Source organism: Micromonospora sp. BL1 (assembly GCF_003667485.1).
In the GTDB taxonomy this organism is placed as follows: domain Bacteria; phylum Actinomycetota; class Actinomycetes; order Mycobacteriales; family Micromonosporaceae; genus Micromonospora; species Micromonospora tulbaghiae.
The window spans coordinates 1-23,175 of the sequence record NZ_RCVK01000352.1; the positions used below are offsets into that span (position 1 = coordinate 1).

Genomic DNA, 23,175 nt, shown 5'->3' on the forward strand with positions numbered 1-23,175 from the left:
CCCCCGTGCCGCAGCCCGCGCCGCCCGCGCCGGCACCCGTACCGGCGGTGGCGAACCGGCCGACGGTGCCGATCCCGGCCAGCCCGACCGCCCGCGCCGCCGACGTCTCCGAGCTGCCCCGGACCCGGCGCGCCGAGCGCCGCGGCGGCGGCCGGTTCTGGCAGACGCTCGTCGGCGGCGCCGCCGTACTGCTCCTGCTCTCGCTCACCGGCCTGGCCGTCGCGGCCCTGCTCGACGAACGCACCGCCACACCGCCGGCCGGCCAGGCGACGCCGCAGCCGACCGAGTCGAGCACCCCGTCCGTCGGCACCGACCTGGACTCCCGGGACACCGACCAGGCGGCGCTCACCGCCAAGGAGGTCTTCCCGGCCAAGGATCTCGTGATCACCGACGGGAAGCCGGCCTACCGGGTGCTCAAGACCCAGGCCAGCACGAAGTGCCAGGTCGCGGCCACCGGCGAGATCGCCGAGCTGCTGACCCGGCTCGGCTGCAACCAGGTCGTGCGGGGCACGCTCCGCTCCCCCGACGGCGACCACCTGATCACCGCCGGTCTGTTCAACCTCACCGACGTGGCCACCGCCCAGCGGGTACGCGACCGCATCCGGCCGCTGCTCGACGCGCGCCAGGGACGGTTCCGCGGCATGGCGGCGGGCGACGGCACCGAGTCGGTGGAGAAAGCCGCCGCCCGGGTCGCCTGGCAGGTACGCGGACACTACGTCGCCTTCTGCCTGGTCACCCGCGCCGACGGGGAACGCATCCCGAGCGACGACGCGACCGCCCGCGAGATCATGTACGACCTGGTCGAGCTGCACCTCAACCGGGGTGTGCTGGACCGTCGTGCGGCCGCCGGCACGGCCGGGCAGCCCGACGCGGACTCGGCCGGGGACAGCGCCGGTCAGCGGGGCACGGACTGAGCCGGGCTCAGCCCTCGGCCACCGGCACCCGCAACCGGCGGGTCTCCTCGGCGCGGCGGGCGTACTCGGCCGGGTCGGCCGGGTAGCCCACCTCGACCAGGGCGAGGCCGTGCGCGGGCGCCACTGTCACCTCGCTGGAGCGCTCGCGCCGGGTCAGCAGGCCGGCCGGCCACTGGACCGGACGCCGCCCGTCGCCCGCCACCAGCATCGCCCCGACCAGGCTGCGCACCATGTTCTGGCAGAACGCGTCGGCCTGCACGGTGGCGACCAGGATCCCGTCCGGGTCGCGCCGCCAGTCCAGCCGGGTCACCTCGCGCAGCGTGGTCGCGTTCTCCTTGCGCCGGCAGTACGCGGCGAAGTCGTGCTCGCCCACCAGTCCGGCGGCGGAGGCGTTGAGCGCCGCCAGATCCAGCGGCTTCGGCCAGGCCAGGGTGTCCCCGCGACGCAGCGGCTCGGCGCCCCACGGGGCGTCGGTGACCCGGTACTCGTAGCGCCGGAACGTGGCCGAGAAGCGGGCGTCGAAGTCGGCGGGCACCTCGGTCATCGCGCGGACCCGCACGTCCGGCGGCAGGAGCCGGGCCAGCCGCCGCAGCAACCGCCCCTCGTGCTCCCGCCACACCGCGGCGGGCAGGTCGAGGTGGCAGACCTGCCCGGTGGCGTGCACGCCGGCGTCGGTACGCCCGGCCACTGTCAGGCCGGTCGCCGTGCCCGCGCCGAGCACCAGGTCCAGCGTCTGCATGAGCACGCCGGCCACTGTGCGCCGGGTCGGCTGGGGCGCCCAGCCGGAGAAGTCGGTGCCGTCGTACGAGACGTCCAGCCGCAGCCGGGTCCGCTCGTCCACCTCGTACCTCCTGTCGACGGCGACGGGCCCGGCACCCCCGAGGGGATGCCGGGCCCGGTCGAGCCTGATCTCAGGCCTTGTCGTTCTCGGTGGCCTCGTCGCTGTCCTCACGGGCGGCGGCGGTGTCACCCGACGCGGAGACCGGCGCCTCGGCGTCCTGGTCACCGGCGCTGGAGCGCGGGGTCTCCTCGGCCGGGGCCAGGGCCTCGACCTTGTCCTGCTGGGCGGCCTTGCGGGCGGCGGTCTTCTTGTTCGCCTTCGGCTCGGCGACCTGAAGCTCCTCCACCAGCTCGATGATCGCCATCGGAGCGGCGTCACCCTTGCGCGGACCGGTCTTCACGATCCGGGTGTAGCCACCGTTGCGGTTGGCGTACCGGGGCGCGATCTGGTCGAACAGGGCGTAGACCACGTCCTTGTCCTTGACGACGCCCAGCACGCGGCGGCGCGAGGCGAGGTCGCCGCGCTTGGCCTTGGTGATGAGCTGCTCGGCCAGCGGACGCAGCCGCCGGGCCTTCGTCTCGGTGGTCTGGATCTTGCCGTGCTGGAACAGCGCAGTGGCCAGGTTGGCCAGCATCAGCCGCTCGTGCGCGGGGCTGCCGCCGAGGCGGGGGCCCTTGGTGGGCGTGGGCATGCTTGGTGCTCCTCAGGTGTGGCGGCAGCGCGGACTAGAGCTGCTCGGTCTCGCGGTAGTCGTCGGTGTCGTAGTCCGCCTCGCCGAAGGCGTCCACGACGTGCGCCGGGTCGAAGTTCGGAGCCGAGTCCTTCAGCCCCAGGCCCATCCCGGCGAGCTTCATCTTGACCTCGTCGATCGACTTCTGACCGAAGTTGCGGATGTCGAGGAGGTCGGCCTCGGTACGCCCGATGAGCTCACCAACGGAGTTGATGCCCTCGCGCTTGAGGCAGTTGTAGGAGCGGACGGTGAGGTCCAGCTCCTCGATCGGCAGGGCCAGGTCCGCCGCCAGCTGGGCGTCCTGCGGGGACGGCCCGATGTCGATGCCCTCGGCGGTCTCGTCCAGCTCCCGGGCGAGCCCGAACAGCTCCACCAGCGTCGAGCCGGCCGAGGCCAGCGCGGTACGCGGGCCCATCGACGGCTTGGTCTCGACGTCGATGATCAGCCGGTCGAAGTCGGTCCGCTGCTCGACGCGGGTCGCCTCGACCCGGTACGTCACCTTGAGCACCGGCGAGTAGATCGAGTCGACCGGGATCCGGCCGATCTCGGCGCCCGCCTGCTTGTTCTGCGCCGCCGTGACGTAGCCGCGACCCCGCTCGACGGTCAGCTCCATGTCGAGCCGGCCCTTGCCGTTGAGGGTGGCGAGCTTCAGGTCCGGGTTGTGCACCGAGACACCGGCCGGGGGCTGGATGTCACCGGCGGTCACGTCGCCCGGGCCCTGCTTGCGCAGGTACATGCTGACCGGCTCGTCGTGCTCGGAGCTGACGCACAGCTCCTTGATGTTCATGACGAGCTCGACCACGTCCTCCTTGACCCCGGGGATCGTGGTGAACTCGTGCAGCACACCGTCGATCTTGATCGAGGTGACCGCCGCACCCGGGATGGAGGACAGCAGCGTACGCCGGAGCGAGTTGCCCAGCGTGTAACCGAAGCCGGGCTCCAGCGGCTCGATGGTGAACCGGGAGCGGGTCTCGTTGATCGACTCTTCGGAGAGAGACGGTCGCTGGCTGATGAGCATCTTTTCTCTTCTCTTCCGGGGCGCCCGCTATTTGACGCCCACGACACAACTGTTCCGGTGGCCCGCCCGGAAGGACGGGCCACCGCAACGAGCCCTTACTTGGAGTAGAGCTCGACGATCAGCTGCTCCTGGACCTGGGTGTCGATCACCTGGCGGGCCGGGAGCGAGTGCACGAGGATCTTCATCTGGCTCGGGATGGCCTCCAGCCACGCCGGAACCGACCGCGAACCGGCCTGAGCCTGCGCCACCAGGAACGGGGTGAGCTCCTTGCTCTTGCCCCGGACCTCGATGATGTCGTGCTCCTTGACGCGGTACGACGGGATGTCGACCTTCTTGCCGTTCACCGTGAAGTGGCCGTGCTTGACCAGCTGGCGGGCCATGTCCCGGGAGCTGGCGTAGCCGGCCCGGTAGACCACGTTGTCCAGCCGCGACTCGAGGATCTGCAGCAGAACCTCGCCGGTCTTGGCCTCCTTGCTCACGGCCTCTTCGTAGTAGCCGCGGAACTGCTTCTCCAGCACGCCGTAGACACGACGGGCCTTCTGCTTCTCACGGAGCTGGAGCAGGTACTCCGTCTCCTTCGTGCGGCCGCGGCCGTGCTGCCCGGGCGGGAACGGCCGGGACTCGAACGGGCACTTCGGACCATCGCACTTGCTGCCCTTGAGGAACAGCTTCATCTTCTCCCGCCGGCAACGGCGGCAGTCAGCACCGGTGTAACGAGCCATCTCTCTCTAACCTCTCAGACCCGGCGACGCTTCGGCGGACGGCAGCCGTTGTGCGGCTGCGGCGTGACGTCGGAGATCTGCCCGACCTCGAGGCCCACTGCCTGCAGCGAACGGATGGCGGTCTCCCGGCCGGAGCCGGGGCCCTTGACGAACACGTCGACCTTGCGCATGCCGTGCTCCATCGCGCGGCGCGCGGCGGCCTCGGCGGCGAGCTGCGCGGCGAACGGAGTCGACTTGCGGGAGCCCTTGAAGCCGACCTGGCCGGAGGAGGCCCAGGAGATGACCGCACCGGTCGGGTCCGTGATGGACACGATGGTGTTGTTGAAGGTGCTCTTGATGTGCGCCTGCCCGTGGGCGACGTTCTTGCGTTCCTTGCGCCGGACCTTCTTGACGGCGGCTCCGGCACGAGCCTTCGGTGGCATAAGTCTGTGCGCTCCTAGTTACTTCTTGCCGGGCTTCTTCTTGCCGGCCACGGTCCGCTTCGGGCCCTTCCGGGTCCGCGCGTTGGTCTTGGTGCGCTGGCCACGCACGGGCAGACCGCGACGGTGCCGGATACCGGCGTAGCAGCCGATCTCGACCTTGCGGCGGATGTCAGCGGCGACCTCGCGGCGCAGGTCGCCTTCAACCTTGTAGTTGCCCTCGATGTGGTTCCGGAGCTCGACGAGCTCCTCGTCCGTGAGGTCCCGAACGCGCTTGTCCGGCGAGATGCCGGTCGCGGCGAGCGTCTCCAGGGCGCGGGTACGACCGACCCCGAAGATGTAGGTGAGCGCGATCTCCATCCGCTTCTCGCGGGGGAGATCCACGCCGACTAGACGTGCCATGTGCGGGCGTACTCCTCGTGATGTTGTGGCGGAGGTGTGGACCCGTCCCACCCCGCTACCGGCCGTCCCTGTCCTTCCGGCGTCAAGAACGCCGGCGACCGGGATCGGTCGCTGCCCGAGCGGGCCCCGGCCTCCGACCGGGGGTCAACCACGAGGGGGTACGCGCTGCGCACCCGACCGCGGCTGGGACGAGCTGGTGATGTGTGGGGCGTCAGCCCTGGCGCTGCTTGTGGCGCGGGTCGGTGCAGATGACCATGACCCGGCCGTGCCGGCGGATCACCCGGCACTTGTTGCAGATCCTCTTGACGCTCGGCTTGACCTTCACGGTTGCCTTACTTCCCATCTGGCCCGGAGCCGCGGCGGTGCGCGATCCGGACGTCGAAGACGGACACGGGTCTCCCGGCCGCCGTCAGGCTTACTTGTAGCGGTAGACGATGCGCCCGCGGGTCAGGTCGTACGGCGAGAGTTCGACGACGACCCGGTCCTCCGGCAGGATGCGGATGTAGTGCTGCCGCATCTTGCCGCTGATGTGAGCGAGCACCTTGTGGCCGTTCGCGAGCTCCACCCGGAACATGGCGTTCGGCAGGGGCTCGATGACCCGACCCTCGATCTCGATTGCTCCGTCTTTTTTCGGCATGTCCTCCGCTGTCCTGACGTCGGTTGCTCCGGACGGCTCACAACGTCTTACACGGGTGAACTGACCAAGATCAGGAAACCCGCGCCAGCCGCGGCTCCGACTCCCACCGAAGCGCTGGGTGGGCATGGCGGAGTGGACGCTGTGCGCCGATCCAAAAGTGTACGCCGACCCGTACGTGCTCGCCAAACCGACCGGCGCGACGGTCACCCGGACGGCCCGGATATGACGCAGGTCACGTCTCCGGCAGCTCCCGCTTCGCCCGCCGGCGGGCCTCCCGCTCGACCTGCTTGCGCCGCCGGCGCTCGGCGTCGTGCTCCGGCGCCCCGTGGGCCAGCCCCTGGATCGTCTGGTAGAGCACCACGGCGCCCCACGGGCCGAGCACCCAGATCGGCCAGTAGTCGTCGAACTCGAACTCACCCTCACCGAGCTGGGAGACGAACCAGATCGCGCTGAGGATCAGGGCCACCTTCAGCCAGGGGCCCCAGACCCCCAGCAGCCAGGCGTTACGCGCGCTGACGGCCGTCCGGCCCGGCTCGGCCACCCCGCTCTTCCCGGTCGCGCGCGGAGCCGGCAGGGAGTTCTCCGCCGGCCGGGGACCGGGCAGATCGGTCAACAACTCGTCCAGCTCGCCGTAGGTCTTGGCGCCGTACGCCTGCCGCAGCCGGTCGTCGTACTCGCCCAGGTCGAGCCGGCCTTCGGCCAGCGCCACCCGGAGTCGTTCCGCGGTGGCCTCCCGGTCCGCGTCGGCCGCCCGCATCCGGTTGCGCTCATCCATGGGGACAAGCATGGCACCCGATCGCCAAGGCGGCAGCACTCGACCGGGTACGGGGCAGCCCGCTCAGACCGCCGGAGAGTCGACGGACGTCTGCCGGGCGGTCACCAGGTCACCCAGACGGCCCCGTCCGCCGTCCTCGGCCGTGAGCACCCACACGCCGTCGTCCAGCAGCGCCATCGAGTGCTCCACGTGCACCGCCATCGACCCGTCCCGGGTCACCACGGTCCAGCCGTCGGACAGCTCGACGGTACGCGGCGAGCCCATGGTGATCATCGGCTCGATGGCGAGCGCCAGGCCGGGCACCAGGCGCGGGCCCTTGCCGGGGCGGCCGTGGTTGAGCACGTGCGGGTCCTGGTGCATCTCGGTGCCGATGCCGTGGCCGCCGTAGCCGTCGACGATGCCGTACCGGCCGCCCTTACGGACCGCGGTCTCGACCGCGTGGGAGATGTCGGTGAGCCGGCCCCTGCCGGAGGCGGCACCCCGCGCCGCCGCCGCGATCCCGGCCCACATGGCGTCCTCGGCCACCGCCGTCATCTTCAGCAGCGCCGGGTCGACCTCGCCGACCGGCACCGTGACGGCCGCGTCGCCGTGCCAGCCGTCCAGCACCGCGCCGCAGTCGATCGAGATCAGGTCGCCCTCGCGCAGCACCTGCGCGGGCGATGGGATGGCGTGCACCACCTGCTGGTTGACCGAGGAGCAGATCGACGCCGGGAAGCCGTGGTAGCCCTTGAACGACGGCACGGCGCCGGCCTCGCGGATGGTCGACTCGGCGATCGCGTCCAGGTCGGCCGTCGACACGCCCGGCGCCACCGCCTCGCGCATCCGGCGCAGGGCACGGGCGACGACCAGACCCGCGGCCCGCATCAGCTCGATCTGCTCGGGGGTCTTCAGCTGGATGTCCAGCTGGGGACGGCGCATGGTGGTGTTTACCTTTCGTTACGCGTACGCGGAGCAGCGGGGCACGTCGCACGTACCCCGCTGTTCGCACTCTATCCGCCGGGTGGCGGGGGGACCTCAGCCGCCGTACGAGCGCAGCGCGTCGATGGCGCGGACGGTGACGTCCTCCACCGGGCCGGTCGCGTCGATGCCCACCAGCTTGCCCTGGGCGCCGTAGTAGTCGACCAACGGCGCGGTCTTCTCGGCGTACTCCCGCAGCCGGGCGGCGATGGTCTCCGGCTTGTCGTCGTCCCGCTGGAACAGCTCCGCGCCGCAGCGGTCGCAGACGCCCTCCCGGCTCGGCGAGTCGAACTCGACGTGCCAGATCTTGCCGCAGCCGCGGCAGGTGCGCCGGCCGGACAGGCGCCGGATCACCTCGTCGTCGTCGACGACCAGCTCCAGCACCAGGTCCAGCGCGGTGCCGAGGTCGGCGAGGAGCTTGTCCAGCGCGGCGGCCTGCGGCGTGGTCCGCGGGAAGCCGTCGAGCAGGAAGCCCTCGCTCGCGTCCGGCTCGGCGAGCCGGTCCCGCACCATGTTGATGGTGACCTCGTCCGGGACCAGCTTGCCTGCGTCCATGTACCGCTTGGCCTCGACGCCCAGCGGCGTGCCCTGGGAGACGTTCGCCCGGAAGATGTCACCGGTCGAGATCTTCGGCACCGAGAGGTGCGCGGCGACGAACTCCGCCTGTGTGCCTTTGCCCGCGCCCGGCGGGCCAACCAGAACGAGTCGCATCTACCGCAGGAACCCTTCGTAGTTCCGCTGCATGAGTTGGCTCTCGATCTGCTTCACGGTCTCCAGACCGACGCCGACCATGATGAGCACAGCGGTGCCGCCGAACGGAAAGTTCTGGAACTGCTGGTTGTCGAGCCAGATGAAGAAGAAGTTCGGCAGGATCGCGACGATGCCCAGGTAGAGCGCGCCCGGCAGGGTGATCCGGCTGAGGATGAAGTCGAGGTACTCGGCGGTCGGCTTGCCGGGGCGGATGCCCGGCACGAAGCCGCCGTACTTCTTCATGTTGTCCGCGACCTCGGTCGGGTTGAACGTGATCGACACGTAGAAGTACGTGAAGAAGATGATCAGCAGGAAGTAGATCGCGATGTGCTCCGGCGCGCTCGCCTTCACGATGTGGTTCTGGATCCACGCCTGGACCTTGCCCGGGTCGTTCTGATCGAAGAACTGGAGCGCGAGCTGCGGCAGGTAGAGCAGCGACGAGGCGAAGATGACCGGGATGACACCCGCCTGGTTCACCTTCAGCGGGATGTAGGTCGACGTGCCGCCGTACATCCGCCGGCCGATCATGCGCTTGGCGTACTGCACCGGGATCCGGCGCTGCGCCTGCTCGATGAACGTGACAGCGGTGATGACCACCAGCACCAGAGCGATGACGAGGAGGAACATCCCCCAGCCCTTGGTGGTCTTGATCTTCCAGCCCTCGCTGGGGAGGCGGGCCGCGATCGAGGTGAAGATCAGCACGGACATGCCGTTGCCGACGCCCCGGTCGGTGATCAGCTCACCGAGCCACATCACCACGCCGGTGCCGGCGGTCATGGTCATGACCAGGATGCCCAGGGTCAGCCAGTTCGGGATGCCGGTGCCCTCGGGCACGATCGGGAACTGGTCGCACTGGTTGTTGAACAGCTGCCCGGAGCGGGCCAGCGCCACGAACGCCGACGCCTGGAGGACACCCAGGCCCAGCGTCAGGTAGCGGGTGTACTGCGTGATCTTGGCCTGCCCGGCCTGGCCCTCCTTGCGGAGCTGCTCCAGGCGCGGGATCACCACCGTCAGCAGCTGCAGGATGATCGACGCGGTGATGTAGGGCATGATGCCCAGCGCGAAGACCGAGAGCTGGAGCAGCGCGCCACCGGAGAACAGATCCAGCAGGTTGAGCACACCCGTGCTGCCACCCTGGATCGTGTCGAGGCACTTCTGCACGTTGCCGTACGAGACGCCCGGGCTGGGCAGCGTGGCGCCCAACCGGTAGACCGCGATGATGCCTACTGTGAACAGCAGCTTCTTGCGCAGGTCAGGCGTACGGAACGCACTGAGAAAGGCGGACAGCAACTTCTTCCTCCTGCGCGACGCGGGCCGCCGGTGACGAATCCTGGCGGGGCGGGGTGGTGCCGGGCGGCATGCCCGGTATCCATGGCTGGGAACGGACTCTAACAGTCCGATCCCGGTCCGGGCAGATGTGCCCGGCTACATAAAACGAATCCGATGTTACCCGGCGCACACGTGGCCGGTAGACCATGGCGCCCGCCCAGTTGCGAACAACTGAGCGGGCGCCGTGGACATCGCCTTACAGCTCGGTGACCGAGCCACCGGCGGCGGTGATCTTCTCCTTGGCCGACGCGCTGAACGCGTGCGCCGAGACCTGGAGAGACACGCCACCGAGGTCGCCGGTGCCGAGCACCTTGACCGGGTGACCCTTGCGGACCGCGCCGGCCTCGACCAGCTCGACCGGGCCGATCTGGCCGCCGTTCGGGAACAGCTCGGCCAGGCGGTCCAGGTTGACCACCTGGAACACGACCTTGAACTTGTTCTTGAAGCCCTTCATCTTCGGCAGGCGCATGTGGATGGGCATCTGCCCACCCTCGAACGCCGGCGAGATGTTCTTCCGGGCCTTCGAACCCTTGGTACCGCGACCGGCGGTCTTGCCCTTCGAGCCCTCACCGCGACCCACACGGGTCTTGTCGGTCTTGGCACCCGGAGCCGGACGCAGGTGGTGCACCTTGATCGTCATTACTCGACCTCCTCGACCTTCACGAGGTGGTTGACCGTGAAGATCATGCCGCGGATCTCCGGCCGGTCCTCCTTGACCACCACGTCGTTGATCCGCTTGAGACCGAGGGAACGCAGCGAGTCACGCTGGTTCTTCTTGGTCCCGATCTCGGACCGGACCTGGGTGACCTTCAGGCGTGCCATCAGGACGCCACCCCCGCCCGCGACGCCAGCATGGCGGCCGGCGCGACGTCCTCGACCGGCAGACCACGACGGGCCGCGACCTGCTCCGGGGACTCGAGCCCCTTCAGGGCCGCCACCGTGGCGTGCACGATGTTGATCGGGTTGGACGAGCCGAGGCTCTTGGAGAGCACGTCGTGGATGCCCGCGCACTCCAGCACGGCACGCACCGGACCACCGGCGATGACGCCCGTACCGGCGGAAGCCGGCTTGAGCAGCACCACACCGGCAGCGTCCTCGCCCGTGACCGGGTGCGGGATCGACTGACCGATCCGCGGCACCTTGAAGAAGTGCTTCTTGGCCTCCTCGACACCCTTGGCGATCGCCGCGGGCACCTCCTTGGCCTTTCCGTAGCCCACACCGACGGTGCCGTCGCCGTCGCCCACGATCACCAGGGCGGTGAAGCTGAAGCGACGACCACCCTTCACGACCTTGGCGACGCGGTTGATCGCGACGACCCGCTCGAGGTGCGGGGTCTTCTCGACGGGCGCGTTTCCGCGGCCGCCCTCACGGCGGTTGTCGCGGCGACCACCCTCGTTGCCACCGGACCCGCCGCCACGGCGCTGTTGACCTGGCATCAGCAGCCTTCCTTCTCTCTCGTGACGGGGTTTCTAGAACTCGAGCCCGGCTTCGCGGGCGGCGTCGGCAAGCGCGGCGACACGCCCCGCGTACCGGTTGCCACCGCGGTCGAAGACGACCTTCGAGACGCCGGCGGCCTTGGCACGCTCGGCGAGCAGGGCGCCGACCTTGCCGGCCAGGGCGCTCTTGTCGCCCTCGGCGCCGCGCAGCGAGGCGTCCATGGTCGAGGCCGACGCCAGGGTGTGACCCTTGGTGTCGTCCACGACCTGGGCCACCATGTGCCGCAGGGAGCGGGTGACGACGAGGCGGGGACGCTCGGCGGTGCCGCTGACGTTCTTGCGGACCCGGAAGTGCCGACGCGCACGCCCGACGGCACGCTTGGCGGCGACGCCGCGGCGGCGCTTGAGCAGCGTGGCGCTCACTTCTTACCTGCCTTTCCAGCCTTGCGGCGGATGACCTCGCCCTGGTACTTCACGCCCTTGCCCTTGTAGGGCTCCGGCGGACGGATCTTCCGGATGTTGGCGGCGACCTCGCCGACCTGCTGCTTGTCGATGCCGGCCACGTGGAACAGCGTCGGCTTCTCGACCGTGAAGGTGATGCCGTCCGGCGCCTGCACCAGGACCGGGTGCGAGAACCCGAGCGCGAACTCCAGGTCCTTGCCCTTGGCGGTCACGCGGTAACCGGTGCCGGCGATCTCCAGGCTCTTGCGGTAGCCCTCGGTGACACCGACGATCATGTTGGCCACCAGCGTACGGCTCAGGCCGTGCAGCTCCTTGGCCTTGCGCTCGTCGTTGGGCCGGTTGACGTGCAGCTCGCCGTCCTCGCCCCGCTCCGCCGTGATCGGCTCGGCCAGCACGTGGCTCAGTTCGCCCTTGGGGCCCTTGACCTTGACGGTCCGGCCGTCGATCGTGATGTCGACGCCGGCAGGCACCGGGATCGACTTACGTCCAATACGCGACATTTCTACCTGTCTCCCGTTACCAGACGAAGGCGAGGACTTCCCCGCCAACGCTCCGCTTGCGGGCCTGCCGGTCGGTGAGCAGCCCCTGGGACGTCGAAATGATCGCCACGCCCAGCCCGCCGAGCACCCGCGGGAGCCCGTCCGACTTGGCGTACACCCGGAGACCGGGCTTGGACACGCGCTTGATGCCGGCCAGGCTCCGCTCGCGGTTCTGGCCGTACTTCAGCTCGACGACCAGTCGCTTGCCGACGGCGCCCTCCTCGGGCTCCTCGACCGACCAGGTGGCGATGTAACCCTCGGCCTTGAGGACCTCGGCGATGTTCGCCTTGATCTTCGAGTAGGGCATCGTCACCCGGTCGTGGTACGCCTGGTTGGCGTTACGCAGACGCGTGAGCATGTCTGCGATCGGGTCGGTCATCGTCATGAAAACTCGTCAACCTTTCTCGCCGGGGTTCCCCGGGCCAGGCCCGGGGCCTACGGCGAAGAGACAGTTCAGCTGACGCGCCGGAGCGCGCCGGGCTATTACCAGGAAGCCTTGGACACGCCGGGCAGCTCACCGCGGTGGGCCATCTCCCGGATGCACACCCGGCAGAGACCGAACTTGCGGTAGACCGCCTTCGGACGCCCGCACCGCTGGCAGCGGGTGTACGCGCGAACCGAGAACTTCGGCTTCGCGGCCGCCTTGAGGATCAGCGCCTTCTTGGCCATCTCAGTTCTCCTTGAACGGGAAGCCCAGGAGCTTGAGCAGCGCCCGGCCCTCGTCGTCGGTCGTGGCGGTCGTGACCACCGTGATGTCCATGCCCCGCTGGCGATCGATCTTGTCCTGATCGATCTCGTGGAACACCGACTGCTCGGTCAGGCCGAACGTGTAGTTGCCGTGCCCGTCGAGCTTGCGCCCGTCCAGGCCGCGGAAGTCACGGATACGCGGCAGCGCGATCGAGAGCAGCCGGTCCAGGAACTCCCACATCCGGTCGCCGCGAAGGGTGACCTTCGCGCCGATCGGCATGCCCTCGCGGAGCTTGAACTGCGCGATGGACTTGGTGGCCCGCCGGACCTGCGGCTTCTGGCCGGTGATGGTGGCCAGGTCGCGGACGGCCCCGTCGATCAGCTTGGCGTCGCGAGCGGCCTCGCCGACACCCATGTTGACGACGATCTTGACCAGCCGCGGCACCTGCATCGGGTTGGCGAACTCGAACTGCTTCTGCAGCTCGGCCACCACCTCGTTGCGGTACCGCTCCTTGAGGCGCGGCAGGGTCTTGGTTTCGGTAGCCGTGGTCATCAGAGGTCCTTACCGGTGCTACGCGCGATGCGGACCTTCTGGCCGTTGTCGTCGATCCGGTAGCCGACGCGGGTCGGCTTGCCGTCGGAGTCCAGGACCATCACGTTCGAGACGTGGATCGGGGCCTCCTGGGTGACGATGCCACCGGTCTTGGCGCCACGCTGGGTGGTGCTGATACGGGTGTGCTTCTTGACCCGGTTCACGCCCTCGACCAGGACCTTGTCCTGCCGCGGGTAGGCCGCGATGACCTTGCCCTTGGCACCCTTGTCCTTGCCGGCGATGACGACGACCGTGTCGCCCTTCTTGACCTTCACGGTCACAACACCTCCGGCGCGAGAGAGATGATCTTCATGAACCGCTTGTCCCGCAGCTCCCGGCCCACCGGGCCGAAGATACGGGTACCGCGCGGGTCCCCACCGTCCTTGATGATGACGGCGGCGTTCTCGTCGAAGCGGATGTACGACCCGTCCGGCCGCCGCTTCTCCTTGGCGGTCCGAACGACGACGGCCTTGACGACGTCGCCCTTCTTCACACCGGCACCGGGGATCGCGTCCTTGACGGTCGCCACGATGACGTCGCCGATGCTCGCGTAGCGCCGACCGGAGCCGCCGAGCACCCGGATGCACAGGATCTCCCGGGCACCCGTGTTGTCGGCGACGCGCAGTCGCGACTCCTGCTGAATCACGTCTATCTCCTATGTCTGCCGGTTCTCCGGCCGCTCGGGGCGGCCGGAGCCTGGCGGAACCTGCGCCCGACCGAGACCCGGCCGAGCTCGAGCCTTCGCTACTTGGCCTTCTCGAGGATCTCCACGAGCCGCCAGCGCTTGGTGGCGGACAGCGGCCGGGTCTCCATGATCAGGACCCGGTCGCCGATGCCGGCCGAGTTCTGCTCGTCGTGCACCTTCAGCTTGCTCGTACGGCGCATGATCTTGCCGTACAGCGCGTGCTTGACGCGGTCCTCGACCTCGACCACGACGGTCTTGTCCATCTTGTCGCTGACCACGAGGCCCTCGCGGACCTTGCGGCGGGACCGCGCGGGGGCGGTGGTGTTCTCACTCATGATGCAGTCACCTCAGTCGGCGCGGCCGAGAGACCCAGCTCACGCTCACGCATGATCGTGTAGATCCGGGCGATCTCCCGACGGATGACCTGCAGCCGCCGGTTGTTGTCCAGCTGCCCGGTTGCGGCCTGCACGCGGAGGTTGAACAGCTCCGCCTTCGCCTCGCGCAACTTCGTGACCAGCTCCTCCTCGGAGAGCTCACGCAGCTCGGAGGGCTTGACGCCCGCTGCCATCAGGATTCACCCACTTCGCGCGTAACAATGCGGCACTTCATCGGGAGCTTGTGGATCGCGCGACGCATCGCCTCTCGCGCGATCTGCTCGTTGGGGAAGGACATCTCGAAGAGAACCCGCCCCGGCTTCACGTTGGCGACCCACCACTCGGGCGAACCCTTACCGGAACCCATCCGGGTCTCGGCCGGCTTCTTGGTGAGGGCCTGGTCCGGGAAGATCGTGATCCAGACCTTGCCGCCACGCTTGATGTGGCGGGTCATCGCGATACGCGCCGACTCGATCTGGCGGTTGGTCACGTACGCCGGCTCGAGAGCCTGGATCCCGAACTCGCCGAACACCACCCGGTTACCACCCTTGGACGCGCCACTGCGGTCCGGGTGGTGCGGCTTGCGGAAGCCCTTCGGGGGCTTGCGCGGCATCAGCATCTGTCAGCCCTCCTGCTGCGTTTCTGCCGGCTGGGTCGCGGCTGCGGCGACAGCGCTGCTGTCGACCGGCTCACCGGCCGGCGTCTCCGCCTGCTGCGCGATGGTGGTCGCGGCAGCCCGGCCGGCCTCGGTGCCACCGGCGGTCGTACCGGACGAGCCCGAGCGGCCACGGCGCGGCCGGTCCGGCCGGTCGCCACGGTCGCGGCGCGGGCCGCGCGACGGGGCGGCCTCGGCCGGGGCCTCGCGGCCCGGGACGGCGTCGCCCTTGTAGATCCAGACCTTCACGCCGATCCGGCCGAAGGTGGTACGGGCCTCGAAGAAGCCGTACTCGATGTTGGCCCGCAGCGTGTGCAGCGGAACCCGGCCCTCGCGGTAGAACTCGGTCCGGCTCATCTCGGCGCCGCCCAGACGGCCCGAGACCTGAACCCGGATGCCCTTGCAGGCGGGGTTCTTCATCGCGGACTGCATCGCCTTGCGCATGGCCCGACGGAAGCTGACCCGGCTGGACAGCTGCTCGGCGACGCCCTGGGCGACCAGCTGCGCGTCCGACTCGGGGTTCTTCACCTCGATGATGTTCAGCTGGACCTGCTTGCCGGTGAGCTTCTCCAGCTCGCCGCGGATCCGGTCGGCCTCCGCACCCTTACGGCCGATGACGATGCCCGGCCGGGCGGTGTGGATGTCGACGCGGACCCGGTCACGGGTGCGCTCGATGTCGACCTTGGAGATGCCGGCGCGCTCGAGGCCCTTGGACATCATCCGGCGGATCTTGACATCCTCGCCGATGTAGTCCTTGTAGAGCTTGTCCGCGAACCAGCGGGACTTCCAGTCGGTCGAGATGCCGAGCCGGAACCCGGTCGGGTGAACCTTCTGACCCATTACTCGGCACCCTCCGTCGTGCTCTGCTCCTCAGCGGCCGGCTTGGCCGGAGCGGCCTTCTTCGCCGACTTCTTCGGCGTGGCCGCCGCAACCGCCTCGACCGCCACGGTGATGTGGCAGGTGCGCTTGCGGATCCGGTACGCCCGGCCCTGCGCCCGCGGCCGGAACCGCTTCATGGTCGGGCCCTCGTCGACGAACGCCTCACTGACGAGCAGCGCGTCGGGGTCCAGCCGCTCGTTGTTCTCCGCGTTGGCGATCGCGCTCGCGAGCACCTTGTACACCTGCTCGCTCGCAGCCTGCGGCGCGAACTGCAGCACCGTGAGCGCCTCCTTCGCGGGCAGGCCGCGGACGAGGTTGACCACCCGGCGCGCCTTCATCGGCGAGATGCGCACGTGCCGCGCAACCGCCCGCGCGCCCGGAAGCACCGGAGCGTCGCCCTTTCCTGGCATCGCTGTAACCCCTTGTTCCTCTATCCGTATGCCCGCGGCGTCAGCGCCGGCGGCTCTTCCGGTCGTCCTTCTCGTGACCCTTGAACGTGCGGGTCAGCGCGAACTCGCCGAGCTTGTGCCCGACCATGGCCTCGGTCACGAAAACCGGGACGTGCTTGCGTCCGTCGTGCACGGCGATCGTGTGACCCAGCATCTCCGGGATGATCGTCGAGCGCCGCGACCAGGTCTTGATGACGTTCTTCGAGCCCTTGTCGTTCTGCGTCTCCACCTTCTTGAGCAGGTGGTCGTCGACGAACGGGCCCTTCTTCAGGCTGCGAGGCATGTCTTATCTCCCTCAGCCGCGCTTACGCGTGGCGTAGCGGCGGCGGACGATCAGCCGGTCGCTCGGCTGGCCCTTACGACGGGTGCGGCCCTCGGGCTTACCCTGCGGGTTGACCGGGTGGCGACCACCGGAGGTCTTACCCTCACCACCACCGTGCGGGTGGTCGACCGGGTTCATCGCGACACCACGGACGGTCGGGCGCTTGCCCTTCCACCGCATACGGCCGGCCTTACCCCAGTTGATGTTCGACTGGTCGGCGTTGCCGATCTCGCCGATGCTGGCGCGGCAGCGCACGTCCACACGCCGGATCTCACCGGACGGCATACGCAGGGTCGCGTACGCGCCCTCACGGCCGAGCAGCTGGATGCCGACGCCGGCCGAGCGGGCCAGCTTGGCGCCGCCGCCCGGACGCAGCTCCACGTTGTGGATGGTGGTACCGACCGGGATGTTGCGCAGCGGCAGGTTGTTGCCCGGCTTGATGTCGGCGCCCGGACCGGACTCGACGCGGTCGCCCTGCTTCAGGTCCTTCGGCGCGATGATGTAGCGCTTCTCGCCGTCGGCGTAGTGCAGCAGCGCGATGCGCGCGGTGCGGTTCGGGTCGTACTCGATGTGGGCGACCTTCGCCGGCACGCCGTCCTTGTCGACCCGCTTGAAGTCGATCAGACGGTACTGGCGCTTGTGGCCGCCACCGTGGTGCCGCGTGGTGATCCGGCCGTGGGCGTTGCGTCCGCCCTTCTTCGGCAGCGGAGCCAGCAGCGACTTCTCGGGCGTCGACCGGGTGATCTCGGCGAAGTCGGCAACGCTCGAGCCACGCCGGCCCGGCGTCGTCGGCTTGTACTTACGGATAGCCATTGTCTACACCCCTCAGCTGACCGGGCCGCCGAAGGCCTCGATACGGTCACCGTCAGCCAGCTTCACCATCGCGCGCTTGGTGTCCTTGCGCTTGCCGAACCCGGTACGGGTCCGCTTGCGCTTGCCCTCGCGGTTGAGCGTGTTGACCGTCAGGACGCGGACGTTGAAGATCTGCTGGATAGCGATCTTGATCTCGGTCTTGTTGGCGTCCGGGTGCACCAGGAAGGTGTACCAGTTGCGGTTCAGCTCGCTGTAGCTCTTCTCCGAGACGACCGGCGCGACGATGACGTCACGCGGATCGGCGATCGTGCTCACTTGCCATCCTCCTCGGTGGTCTCGGCGGGAACGCCCAGGAACTCGTCCAGGGCCTCCTTGGTGAAGACCACGTCGTCGGCCACCAGCACGTCGTAGGTGTTGAGCTGGCCGGCCTCGATCAGGTGCACCCGGCTGTCCTGCGTGTTGCGCAGGTTCCGCAGCGACACCCAGTTCAGCTCGTCGGTGCTGCTCAGCACGACCAGGACCCGACGGGCCTGGGTCAGCTTGGTCAGCGTGGCCAGGGCCGCCTTGGTGGACGGCTTCTCACCCGAGACGAACGCCTCGACGACGTGCACCTGGCCGGCGCGGGCCCGGTCGGAGAGGGCGCCACGCAGGGCGGCGGCCTTCATCTTCTTCGGGGTGCGCTGGCTGTAGTCGCGCGGCACCGGGCCGTGGACCACGCCACCGCCGGCGAACTGCGGCGCGCGGGTCGAGCCCTGGCGGGCACGACCGGTGCCCTTCTGCTTGTACGGCTTCTTGCCTCCACCGGAGACCTCGCCGCGGGTCTTCGTCTTGTGCGTACCCTGGCGGGCCGCCGCGAGCTGGGCCACCACGACCTGGTGCATCAGGGCGATGTTGGCCTGCGCGTCGAAGATGTCGGCCGGCAGCTCCACGGAGCCGCTCTTGGCGCCTTCGACGTTGATCACGTCAACGGTGGTCACTTGGCCGCACCGCCCTTCTTCACCTTCGCCTTGGCCGCAGTGCGGACCAGGACCAGCGCGCCCTTCGGGCCCGGGATGGCGCCGCGGACGAGCAGGAGGTTGTTCTCGGTGTCGACCGCCTGGACGGTCAGGTTCTGGACGGTGTAGCGCACGCCACCCATCCGGCCCGCCATCCGGGTGCCCTTGAAGACGCGACCCGGGGTCGCGCAGGCGCCGATCGAGCCGGGCGAGCGGTGCTTGCGCTCGACACCGTGGCTGGCACGCAGACCGTGGAAGCCGTGCCGCTTCATCGGGCCGGCGTAGCCCTTGCCCTTGGTCTTGCCGGTCACGTCGATCACGACGCCGGCCGGGAACTCCTCGACCGTGACCTCCTGGCCCGGCGCGTAGTCCGCGGCGTCGGAGGTGCGCAGCTCGACGATGTGCCGGCGCGGCGCGACGTCCGCCTTGGCGTAGTGGCCGGCTACCGGCTTCTTGACCTTGCGCGGGTCGATGACCCCGTACGCCAGCTGGACCGCGGAGTAGCCGTCCTTGTCGGCGCTACGAACCTGGCTCACGACGCACGGGCCGGCCTGAACCACGGTCACGGGCACAACCTTGTTGTTGTCCCAGACCTGGGTCATGCCGAGCTTGGCGCCCAGGATCCCCTTGACTTGCCTGTCCATTTGTCCGGTCCCTACAGCTTGATCTCGATGTCGACGCCAGCCGGCAGGTCGAGGCGCATGAGCGAGTCGACCGTCTTCGGGGTCGGGTCGATGATGTCGATCAGACGCTTGTGCGTACGCATCTCGAAGTGCTCGCGCGAGTCCTTGTACTTGTGCGGCGAGCGGATGACGCAGAAACGGTTGATCTCCGTGGGCAGCGGCACCGGGCCAGCGACCTGCGCCCCGGTACGCGTCACCGTCTCGACGATCTTCCGAGCCGAGGAGTCGACGACCTCGTGGTCATAGGCCTTGAGCCGGATGCGGATCTTCTGTCCCGCCATGGTGGCTTCTGTTCCTTCTCTCGATGCCGCTGTGTTGCGGGCGCCTGCACCGGCTGGCACAGGCCCACTTCCGCCGACCCCCGCGGTCGGGCGTGTCGCGCCCGTGGGCCAGGCTCCGCCCCGGGACTCCGGAGCGATTCTCTGACCACGCGGTGGGTCATGGCGCCGATCGCGGGGACCGCGACCTGGACGCCGCGCGAGGGTGGTTGACCGCCGATGGCGGCCAACCACCCTACGCGAGACAGTCTGACTCCCGGAGGTCCAGCGTCAACCGGACGCAGGTGACCGACTGTCGTTACGCAACCTGACTAGTATGCCGCACGACCGGCGGCAACGCTAATCGGGGTTACCCAGCTCACTTAATGATCTTGGTGACGCGACCCGCGCCGACCGTACGACCACCCTCGCGGATCGCGAACTTCAGGTTCTCCTCCATGGCGATGGGCTGGATCAGCTTCACCGTCATGGAGGTGTTGTCGCCCGGCATGACCATCTCGGTGCCCTCGGGCAGCGTGACGACGCCGGTGACGTCCGTGGTCCGGAAGTAGAACTGCGGGCGGTAGTTCTGGAAGAACGGGGTGTGCCGGCCGCCCTCCTCCTTGGAGAGGATGTAGACCGTCGCCTCGAACTCCGTGTGCGGGGTGGTGGTGCCCGGCTTGATGACGACCATGCCGCGCTCGACGTCCTCGCGCTTGATGCCGCGCAGCAGCAGACCGACGTTCTCACCCGCGCGGGCCTCGTCGAGCAGCTTGCGGAACATCTCGATGCCGGTGCAGGTGGTCTTCATCGACTTCTCACGGATGCCGACGATCTCCACCTCCTCGTTCGGCTTGAGGATGCCGCGCTCGGCGCGACCGGTGACCACGGTGCCGCGACCGGTGATGGTGAAGACGTCCTCGATGGGCATGAGGAACGGCTTCTCGGTCTCGCGCTCCGGCTGCGGGATCGCGGTGTCCACGGCGTTCATCAGGTCCAGGAGCTTCCCGGTCCACTCCGGGTCGCCCTCCAGGGCCTTCAGCGCCGAGACCCGGACGACCGGCAGGTCGTCACCCGGGTACTCCTGCGAGGAGAGCAGCTCACGGACCTCGAGCTCGACGAGCTCCAGGAGCTCCTCGTCGTCGACCATGTCGCTCTTGTTGAGCGCCACGACGATGTACGGCACACCGACCTGACGGGCCAGCAGCACGTGCTCGCGGGTCTGCGGCATCGGGCCGTCGGTCGCCGCCACCACCAGGATCGCGCCGTCCATCTGCGCGGCACCGGTGATCATGTTCTTGATGTAGTCGGCGTGACCGGGGCAGTCGACGTGCGCGTAGTGACGCGCCTCGGTCTGGTACTCGACGTGCGCGATGGAGATCGTGATGCCGCGGGCCTTCTCCTCCGGCGCCTTGTCGATCTCGTCGAACGGCGTGTACGGGTTCAGGTCCGGGTACTGGTCGTGCAGGACCTTGGTGATGGCCGCCGTCAGCGTCGTCTTACCGTGGTCGATGTGACCAATGGTGCCGATGTTGACGTGCGGCTTAGTCCGCTCGAACTTCGCCTTCGCCACTGGTGTCCTCCTGTGGACTTTCTTGGTTCGTTCGCCCGGCGCGCCGTGCGGCGCTTAGGACTCTGTCGACAGCCTTTCCGGCCGGAAGGCCGGAGAGCTTTTGTGGGTTCTGCGGCGATGAAGCCTACAGGCCCGGTCTCACGCAACCCGATCGAGGTGGCCGCGGGCGGGAGAACCCTCCCGCGACCGCCCTCGCGTCATCGGATCAGCCGAGGGTGAGTGTCACTCACCCGTCGCCTTGGCGATGATCTCCTTGGCCACCGAGTTCGGAACCTCGGCGTAGGAGTCGAACTGCATGCTGTAGCTAGCCCGGCCCTGGGTCTTCGACCGCAGGTCGCCGACGTAGCCGAACATCTCCGACAGCGGCACCAGGGCCCGGACGACGCGAGCGCCGCTGCGCTCCTCCATCGCCTGGATGATGCCACGCCGGGAGTTGAGGTCGCCGATGACGTCACCCATGTTCTCCTCAGGAGTGGTGACCTCAACGGCCATCATCGGCTCGAGGAGAGCGGGGTCGGCCTTGCGGGCCGCCTCCTTCATCGCCATCGAGCCGGCGATCTTGAACGCCATTTCCGACGAGTCGACCTCGTGGTACTGGCCGTCCACCAGGGTGAGCTTGACGCCCACCAGGGGGAAGCCGGCGAGGATGCCGTACTGCATGGCGTCCTGCGCGCCCGCGTCCACCGAGGGGATGAACTCCCGGGGGATGCGGCCACCGGTCACGGCGTTGGCGAACTCGTACGTCGGGGCGTCGTTGCCCAGCGGCAGCGGCTCCACGCTGATGATCACGCGGGCGTACTGGCCGGAACCACCGGTCTGCTTCTTGTGGGTGTACTCGACCTTCTCCACCTTGCGGCGGATGGTCTCGCGGTACGCCACCTGCGGCTTACCGATGTTCGCCTCGACGTTGAACTCGCGGCGCATCCGGTCGACCAGGATGTCCAGGTGCAGCTCGCCCATGCCGGAGATGACCGTCTGACCGGTCTGGTCGTCCAGCTTGACGCGGAAGGTCGGGTCCTCCTCGGCCAGCCGCTGGATGGCGGTGCTGAGCTTCTCCTGGTCGGCCTTGGTCTTCGGCTCGATGGCCACCTCGATGACCGGCTCCGGGAAGGTCATCGACTCCAGGATGACCGGGTTCGCCGGGTCGCACAGCGTGTCACCGGTGGTGGTCTGCTTCAGACCCTGCACCGCGATGATGTCGCCGGCCTGGGCGGAGCTGCGCTCCTCCCGCTTGTTGGCGTGCATCTGGTAGATCTTGCCGATCCGCTCCTTGCGGTCCTTGGTGGAGTTGATCACCTGAGAACCGGACTCGAGCGTGCCGGAGTAGATCCGGACGTACGTCAGCTTGCCGAGGTGCTTGTCGGTCTGGATCTTGAAGGCCAGGCCGGAGAACGGCTCGGAGACCGAGGGCTTCCGCTGCAGCGGGGTCTCGCCGTCGGTGGCCGTACCCTCGATCGCCGGGATGTCCAGCGGCGAGGGCAGGTACGCGACGACCGCGTCCAGCATCGGCTGGATGCCCTTGTTCTTGAAGGCGGTACCGGTGAGGACCGGGTTGGCCTTGCCGGCGATGGTGGACCGGCGGATGGCGGCCTTGATCTCGTCGACCGAGATCTCCTCGCCCTCGAGGTACTTCTCCATCACCGAGTCGTCGACGTCGGCGAGGGTCTCCATCAGCTTCTCGCGCCACTCGGCGGCCGAGTCGGCGAGGTCGGCCGGGATCTCCTCGACCGCGTAGTCCTCACCCTTCTGGGTCTCGCCGCGCCAGGTCAGCGCACGCATCTCGACCAGGTCGACCACGCCGATGAAGTCGGACTCGGCACCGATCGGGATCTGGAGGACCAGCGGGGTGGCGTTGAGCCGGTCGATCATCATCTGCACGCAGCGGAAGAAGTCGGCGCCGGTCCGGTCGAGCTTGTTGACGAAGCACATCCGGGGGACGTTGTACTTGTCCGCCTGCCGCCAGACGTTCTCCGTCTGGGGCTCCACGCCGGCCACGCCGTCGTAGACCGCGACCGCACCGTCCAGAACACGCAGCGACCGCTCGACCTCGACCGTGAAGTCGACGTGGCCGGGCGTGTCGATGATCTGGATCGTGTGGCCCTTCCACTCGCACTTGGTGGCGGCGGAAGTGATGGTGATACCGCGCTCCTGCTCCTGCTCCATCCAGTCCATGACGGCGGCGCCCTCGTGGACCTCACCGATCTTGTACGTGATGCCGGTGTAGAACAGGATTCGCTCGGTGGTAGTGGTCTTACCGGCATCGATGTGGGCCATGATGCCGATGTTGCGTACGTTGGCGAGCGCGTCTGCGGCGGCCACTTCAATCCCTACTTATCGTCG

General features: G+C 68.7%; 36 protein-coding genes. 1 reads left to right on the top strand and 35 read right to left on the bottom strand.

The genetic code is table 11. The features are described 5' to 3' along the window. On the top strand, positions 1-914 hold a 914-nt coding region (locus tag EAD96_RS26550; RefSeq protein ID WP_233586183.1), incomplete at its 5' end, for a hypothetical protein. 7 nt (positions 915-921) lie between these two features. Here the strand turns inward: EAD96_RS26550 and truA are convergent. From truA to fusA, 35 genes are all read right to left on the bottom strand, one after another. Further along, the gene (gene truA, locus EAD96_RS26555) at positions 922-1,755 is read right to left on the bottom strand and encodes a tRNA pseudouridine(38-40) synthase TruA (protein ID WP_120573093.1); all 834 of its coding nucleotides are present in this window, start codon (positions 1,753-1,755) and stop codon (positions 922-924) included. Positions 1,756-1,825: 70 nt separating this feature from the next. Next, entirely contained in the window at positions 1,826-2,386 is a 561-nt protein-coding gene (gene rplQ, locus EAD96_RS26560) for a 50S ribosomal protein L17 (RefSeq protein ID WP_013288611.1), read from the bottom strand. A gap of 34 nt (positions 2,387-2,420) precedes the next feature. Continuing rightward, positions 2,421-3,443: a DNA-directed RNA polymerase subunit alpha gene (locus tag EAD96_RS26565; protein ID WP_007073009.1), complete on the bottom strand. Its 1,023-nt coding sequence runs from the start codon at positions 3,441-3,443 to the stop codon at positions 2,421-2,423. 95 nt (positions 3,444-3,538) lie between these two features. After that, positions 3,539-4,165, bottom strand: a complete 627-nt coding sequence (gene rpsD / locus EAD96_RS26570) for a 30S ribosomal protein S4 (RefSeq protein WP_120573092.1) — start codon at positions 4,163-4,165, stop codon at positions 3,539-3,541. A gap of 14 nt (positions 4,166-4,179) precedes the next feature. After that, on the bottom strand, positions 4,180-4,587 hold the full coding sequence (rpsK, locus tag EAD96_RS26575) for a 30S ribosomal protein S11 (RefSeq protein ID WP_013288613.1): 408 nt from the start codon (positions 4,585-4,587) through the stop codon (positions 4,180-4,182). 18 nt (positions 4,588-4,605) lie between these two features. Further along, a complete protein-coding gene (gene rpsM / locus EAD96_RS26580) occupies positions 4,606-4,986 on the bottom strand; it encodes a 30S ribosomal protein S13 (protein ID WP_013288614.1) in 381 nt (126 codons plus the stop codon). 211 nt (positions 4,987-5,197) lie between these two features. After that, positions 5,198-5,311 carry a 50S ribosomal protein L36 gene (gene rpmJ, locus EAD96_RS26585; RefSeq protein WP_012184307.1) on the bottom strand — a complete coding sequence of 38 codons (114 nt, stop codon included), beginning with the start codon at positions 5,309-5,311 and terminating at the stop codon, positions 5,198-5,200. Positions 5,312-5,401: 90 nt separating this feature from the next. Beyond that, the gene (gene infA, locus EAD96_RS26590) at positions 5,402-5,623 is read right to left on the bottom strand and encodes a translation initiation factor IF-1 (RefSeq protein ID WP_007073013.1); all 222 of its coding nucleotides are present in this window, start codon (positions 5,621-5,623) and stop codon (positions 5,402-5,404) included. 232 nt (positions 5,624-5,855) lie between these two features. Next, positions 5,856-6,380 (bottom strand): DUF1707 domain-containing protein, encoded by a 525-nt coding sequence (locus EAD96_RS26595; protein ID WP_121686185.1) that lies wholly within the window; start codon positions 6,378-6,380, stop codon positions 5,856-5,858. Positions 6,381-6,461: 81 nt separating this feature from the next. Next, on the bottom strand, positions 6,462-7,316 hold the full coding sequence (gene map / locus EAD96_RS26600) for a type I methionyl aminopeptidase (protein ID WP_121686186.1): 855 nt from the start codon (positions 7,314-7,316) through the stop codon (positions 6,462-6,464). Between the two features lie 96 nt (positions 7,317-7,412). After that, positions 7,413-8,066, bottom strand: a complete 654-nt coding sequence (locus EAD96_RS26605) for an adenylate kinase (protein ID WP_013288618.1) — start codon at positions 8,064-8,066, stop codon at positions 7,413-7,415. Further along, on the bottom strand, positions 8,067-9,395 hold the full coding sequence (secY, locus tag EAD96_RS26610; RefSeq protein WP_120573088.1) for a preprotein translocase subunit SecY: 1,329 nt from the start codon (positions 9,393-9,395) through the stop codon (positions 8,067-8,069). Between the two features lie 235 nt (positions 9,396-9,630). Continuing rightward, positions 9,631-10,074: a 50S ribosomal protein L15 gene (gene rplO / locus EAD96_RS26615; protein WP_091426377.1), complete on the bottom strand. Its 444-nt coding sequence runs from the start codon at positions 10,072-10,074 to the stop codon at positions 9,631-9,633. Next, the gene (gene rpmD / locus EAD96_RS26620) at positions 10,074-10,256 is read right to left on the bottom strand and encodes a 50S ribosomal protein L30 (RefSeq protein ID WP_013473693.1); all 183 of its coding nucleotides are present in this window, start codon (positions 10,254-10,256) and stop codon (positions 10,074-10,076) included. The genes rplO and rpmD overlap by 1 nt, the downstream gene beginning before the upstream one ends. Next, positions 10,256-10,870 carry a 30S ribosomal protein S5 gene (gene rpsE, locus EAD96_RS26625; RefSeq protein ID WP_013288621.1) on the bottom strand — a complete coding sequence of 205 codons (615 nt, stop codon included), beginning with the start codon at positions 10,868-10,870 and terminating at the stop codon, positions 10,256-10,258. The genes rpmD and rpsE overlap by 1 nt, the downstream gene beginning before the upstream one ends. Positions 10,871-10,903: 33 nt before the next feature. After that, positions 10,904-11,293, bottom strand: a complete 390-nt coding sequence (rplR, locus tag EAD96_RS26630) for a 50S ribosomal protein L18 (protein WP_030501605.1) — start codon at positions 11,291-11,293, stop codon at positions 10,904-10,906. After that, the gene (gene rplF, locus EAD96_RS26635; protein WP_073828942.1) at positions 11,290-11,832 is read right to left on the bottom strand and encodes a 50S ribosomal protein L6; all 543 of its coding nucleotides are present in this window, start codon (positions 11,830-11,832) and stop codon (positions 11,290-11,292) included. Before rplF ends, rplR begins: the two co-directional genes overlap by 4 nt. A gap of 16 nt (positions 11,833-11,848) precedes the next feature. Next, a complete protein-coding gene (rpsH, locus tag EAD96_RS26640) occupies positions 11,849-12,256 on the bottom strand; it encodes a 30S ribosomal protein S8 (protein WP_013288624.1) in 408 nt (135 codons plus the stop codon). A 98-nt stretch (positions 12,257-12,354) separates the two neighbouring features. Further along, on the bottom strand, positions 12,355-12,540 hold the full coding sequence (locus tag EAD96_RS26645; protein ID WP_007073023.1) for a type Z 30S ribosomal protein S14: 186 nt from the start codon (positions 12,538-12,540) through the stop codon (positions 12,355-12,357). Position 12,541: 1 nt separating this feature from the next. Further along, positions 12,542-13,111 (bottom strand): 50S ribosomal protein L5, encoded by a 570-nt coding sequence (gene rplE / locus EAD96_RS26650; RefSeq protein ID WP_018784556.1) that lies wholly within the window; start codon positions 13,109-13,111, stop codon positions 12,542-12,544. Next, positions 13,111-13,431: a 50S ribosomal protein L24 gene (rplX, locus tag EAD96_RS26655; protein ID WP_013288626.1), complete on the bottom strand. Its 321-nt coding sequence runs from the start codon at positions 13,429-13,431 to the stop codon at positions 13,111-13,113. The genes rplE and rplX overlap by 1 nt, the downstream gene beginning before the upstream one ends. Further along, positions 13,428-13,796, bottom strand: a complete 369-nt coding sequence (gene rplN / locus EAD96_RS26660) for a 50S ribosomal protein L14 (RefSeq protein WP_007073026.1) — start codon at positions 13,794-13,796, stop codon at positions 13,428-13,430. The genes rplX and rplN overlap by 4 nt, the downstream gene beginning before the upstream one ends. 98 nt (positions 13,797-13,894) lie before the next feature. After that, positions 13,895-14,170 (bottom strand): 30S ribosomal protein S17, encoded by a 276-nt coding sequence (gene rpsQ, locus EAD96_RS26665; RefSeq protein WP_013288627.1) that lies wholly within the window; start codon positions 14,168-14,170, stop codon positions 13,895-13,897. Continuing rightward, entirely contained in the window at positions 14,167-14,403 is a 237-nt protein-coding gene (gene rpmC, locus EAD96_RS26670) for a 50S ribosomal protein L29 (RefSeq protein ID WP_013288628.1), read from the bottom strand. Before rpmC ends, rpsQ begins: the two co-directional genes overlap by 4 nt. Continuing rightward, positions 14,403-14,828, bottom strand: coding sequence for a 50S ribosomal protein L16 (gene rplP, locus EAD96_RS26675; protein ID WP_007465292.1), 426 nt, complete (start codon positions 14,826-14,828; stop codon positions 14,403-14,405). The genes rpmC and rplP overlap by 1 nt, the downstream gene beginning before the upstream one ends. A gap of 3 nt (positions 14,829-14,831) precedes the next feature. After that, positions 14,832-15,704: a 30S ribosomal protein S3 gene (gene rpsC / locus EAD96_RS26680; RefSeq protein WP_047891645.1), complete on the bottom strand. Its 873-nt coding sequence runs from the start codon at positions 15,702-15,704 to the stop codon at positions 14,832-14,834. After that, positions 15,704-16,153: a 50S ribosomal protein L22 gene (gene rplV, locus EAD96_RS26685; RefSeq protein WP_013288630.1), complete on the bottom strand. Its 450-nt coding sequence runs from the start codon at positions 16,151-16,153 to the stop codon at positions 15,704-15,706. The genes rpsC and rplV overlap by 1 nt, the downstream gene beginning before the upstream one ends. A gap of 40 nt (positions 16,154-16,193) precedes the next feature. After that, positions 16,194-16,475 (bottom strand): 30S ribosomal protein S19, encoded by a 282-nt coding sequence (rpsS, locus tag EAD96_RS26690; protein WP_007073032.1) that lies wholly within the window; start codon positions 16,473-16,475, stop codon positions 16,194-16,196. 12 nt (positions 16,476-16,487) lie between these two features. After that, positions 16,488-17,327: a 50S ribosomal protein L2 gene (gene rplB, locus EAD96_RS26695; protein ID WP_013288631.1), complete on the bottom strand. Its 840-nt coding sequence runs from the start codon at positions 17,325-17,327 to the stop codon at positions 16,488-16,490. A gap of 12 nt (positions 17,328-17,339) precedes the next feature. After that, positions 17,340-17,642: a 50S ribosomal protein L23 gene (gene rplW / locus EAD96_RS26700; protein WP_013288632.1), complete on the bottom strand. Its 303-nt coding sequence runs from the start codon at positions 17,640-17,642 to the stop codon at positions 17,340-17,342. Beyond that, positions 17,639-18,304 carry a 50S ribosomal protein L4 gene (gene rplD / locus EAD96_RS26705; RefSeq protein WP_120573087.1) on the bottom strand — a complete coding sequence of 222 codons (666 nt, stop codon included), beginning with the start codon at positions 18,302-18,304 and terminating at the stop codon, positions 17,639-17,641. The genes rplW and rplD overlap by 4 nt, the downstream gene beginning before the upstream one ends. After that, positions 18,301-18,966: a 50S ribosomal protein L3 gene (gene rplC, locus EAD96_RS26710; protein WP_120573086.1), complete on the bottom strand. Its 666-nt coding sequence runs from the start codon at positions 18,964-18,966 to the stop codon at positions 18,301-18,303. The genes rplD and rplC overlap by 4 nt, the downstream gene beginning before the upstream one ends. A gap of 11 nt (positions 18,967-18,977) precedes the next feature. Continuing rightward, positions 18,978-19,286: a 30S ribosomal protein S10 gene (gene rpsJ, locus EAD96_RS26715; RefSeq protein WP_007073037.1), complete on the bottom strand. Its 309-nt coding sequence runs from the start codon at positions 19,284-19,286 to the stop codon at positions 18,978-18,980. A 355-nt stretch (positions 19,287-19,641) separates the two neighbouring features. Continuing rightward, positions 19,642-20,835 carry an elongation factor Tu gene (gene tuf / locus EAD96_RS26720; RefSeq protein ID WP_013288635.1) on the bottom strand — a complete coding sequence of 398 codons (1,194 nt, stop codon included), beginning with the start codon at positions 20,833-20,835 and terminating at the stop codon, positions 19,642-19,644. A gap of 222 nt (positions 20,836-21,057) precedes the next feature. Continuing rightward, entirely contained in the window at positions 21,058-23,154 is a 2,097-nt protein-coding gene (gene fusA / locus EAD96_RS26725; protein ID WP_013288636.1) for an elongation factor G, read from the bottom strand. Positions 23,155-23,175: the final 21 nt, after the last annotated feature.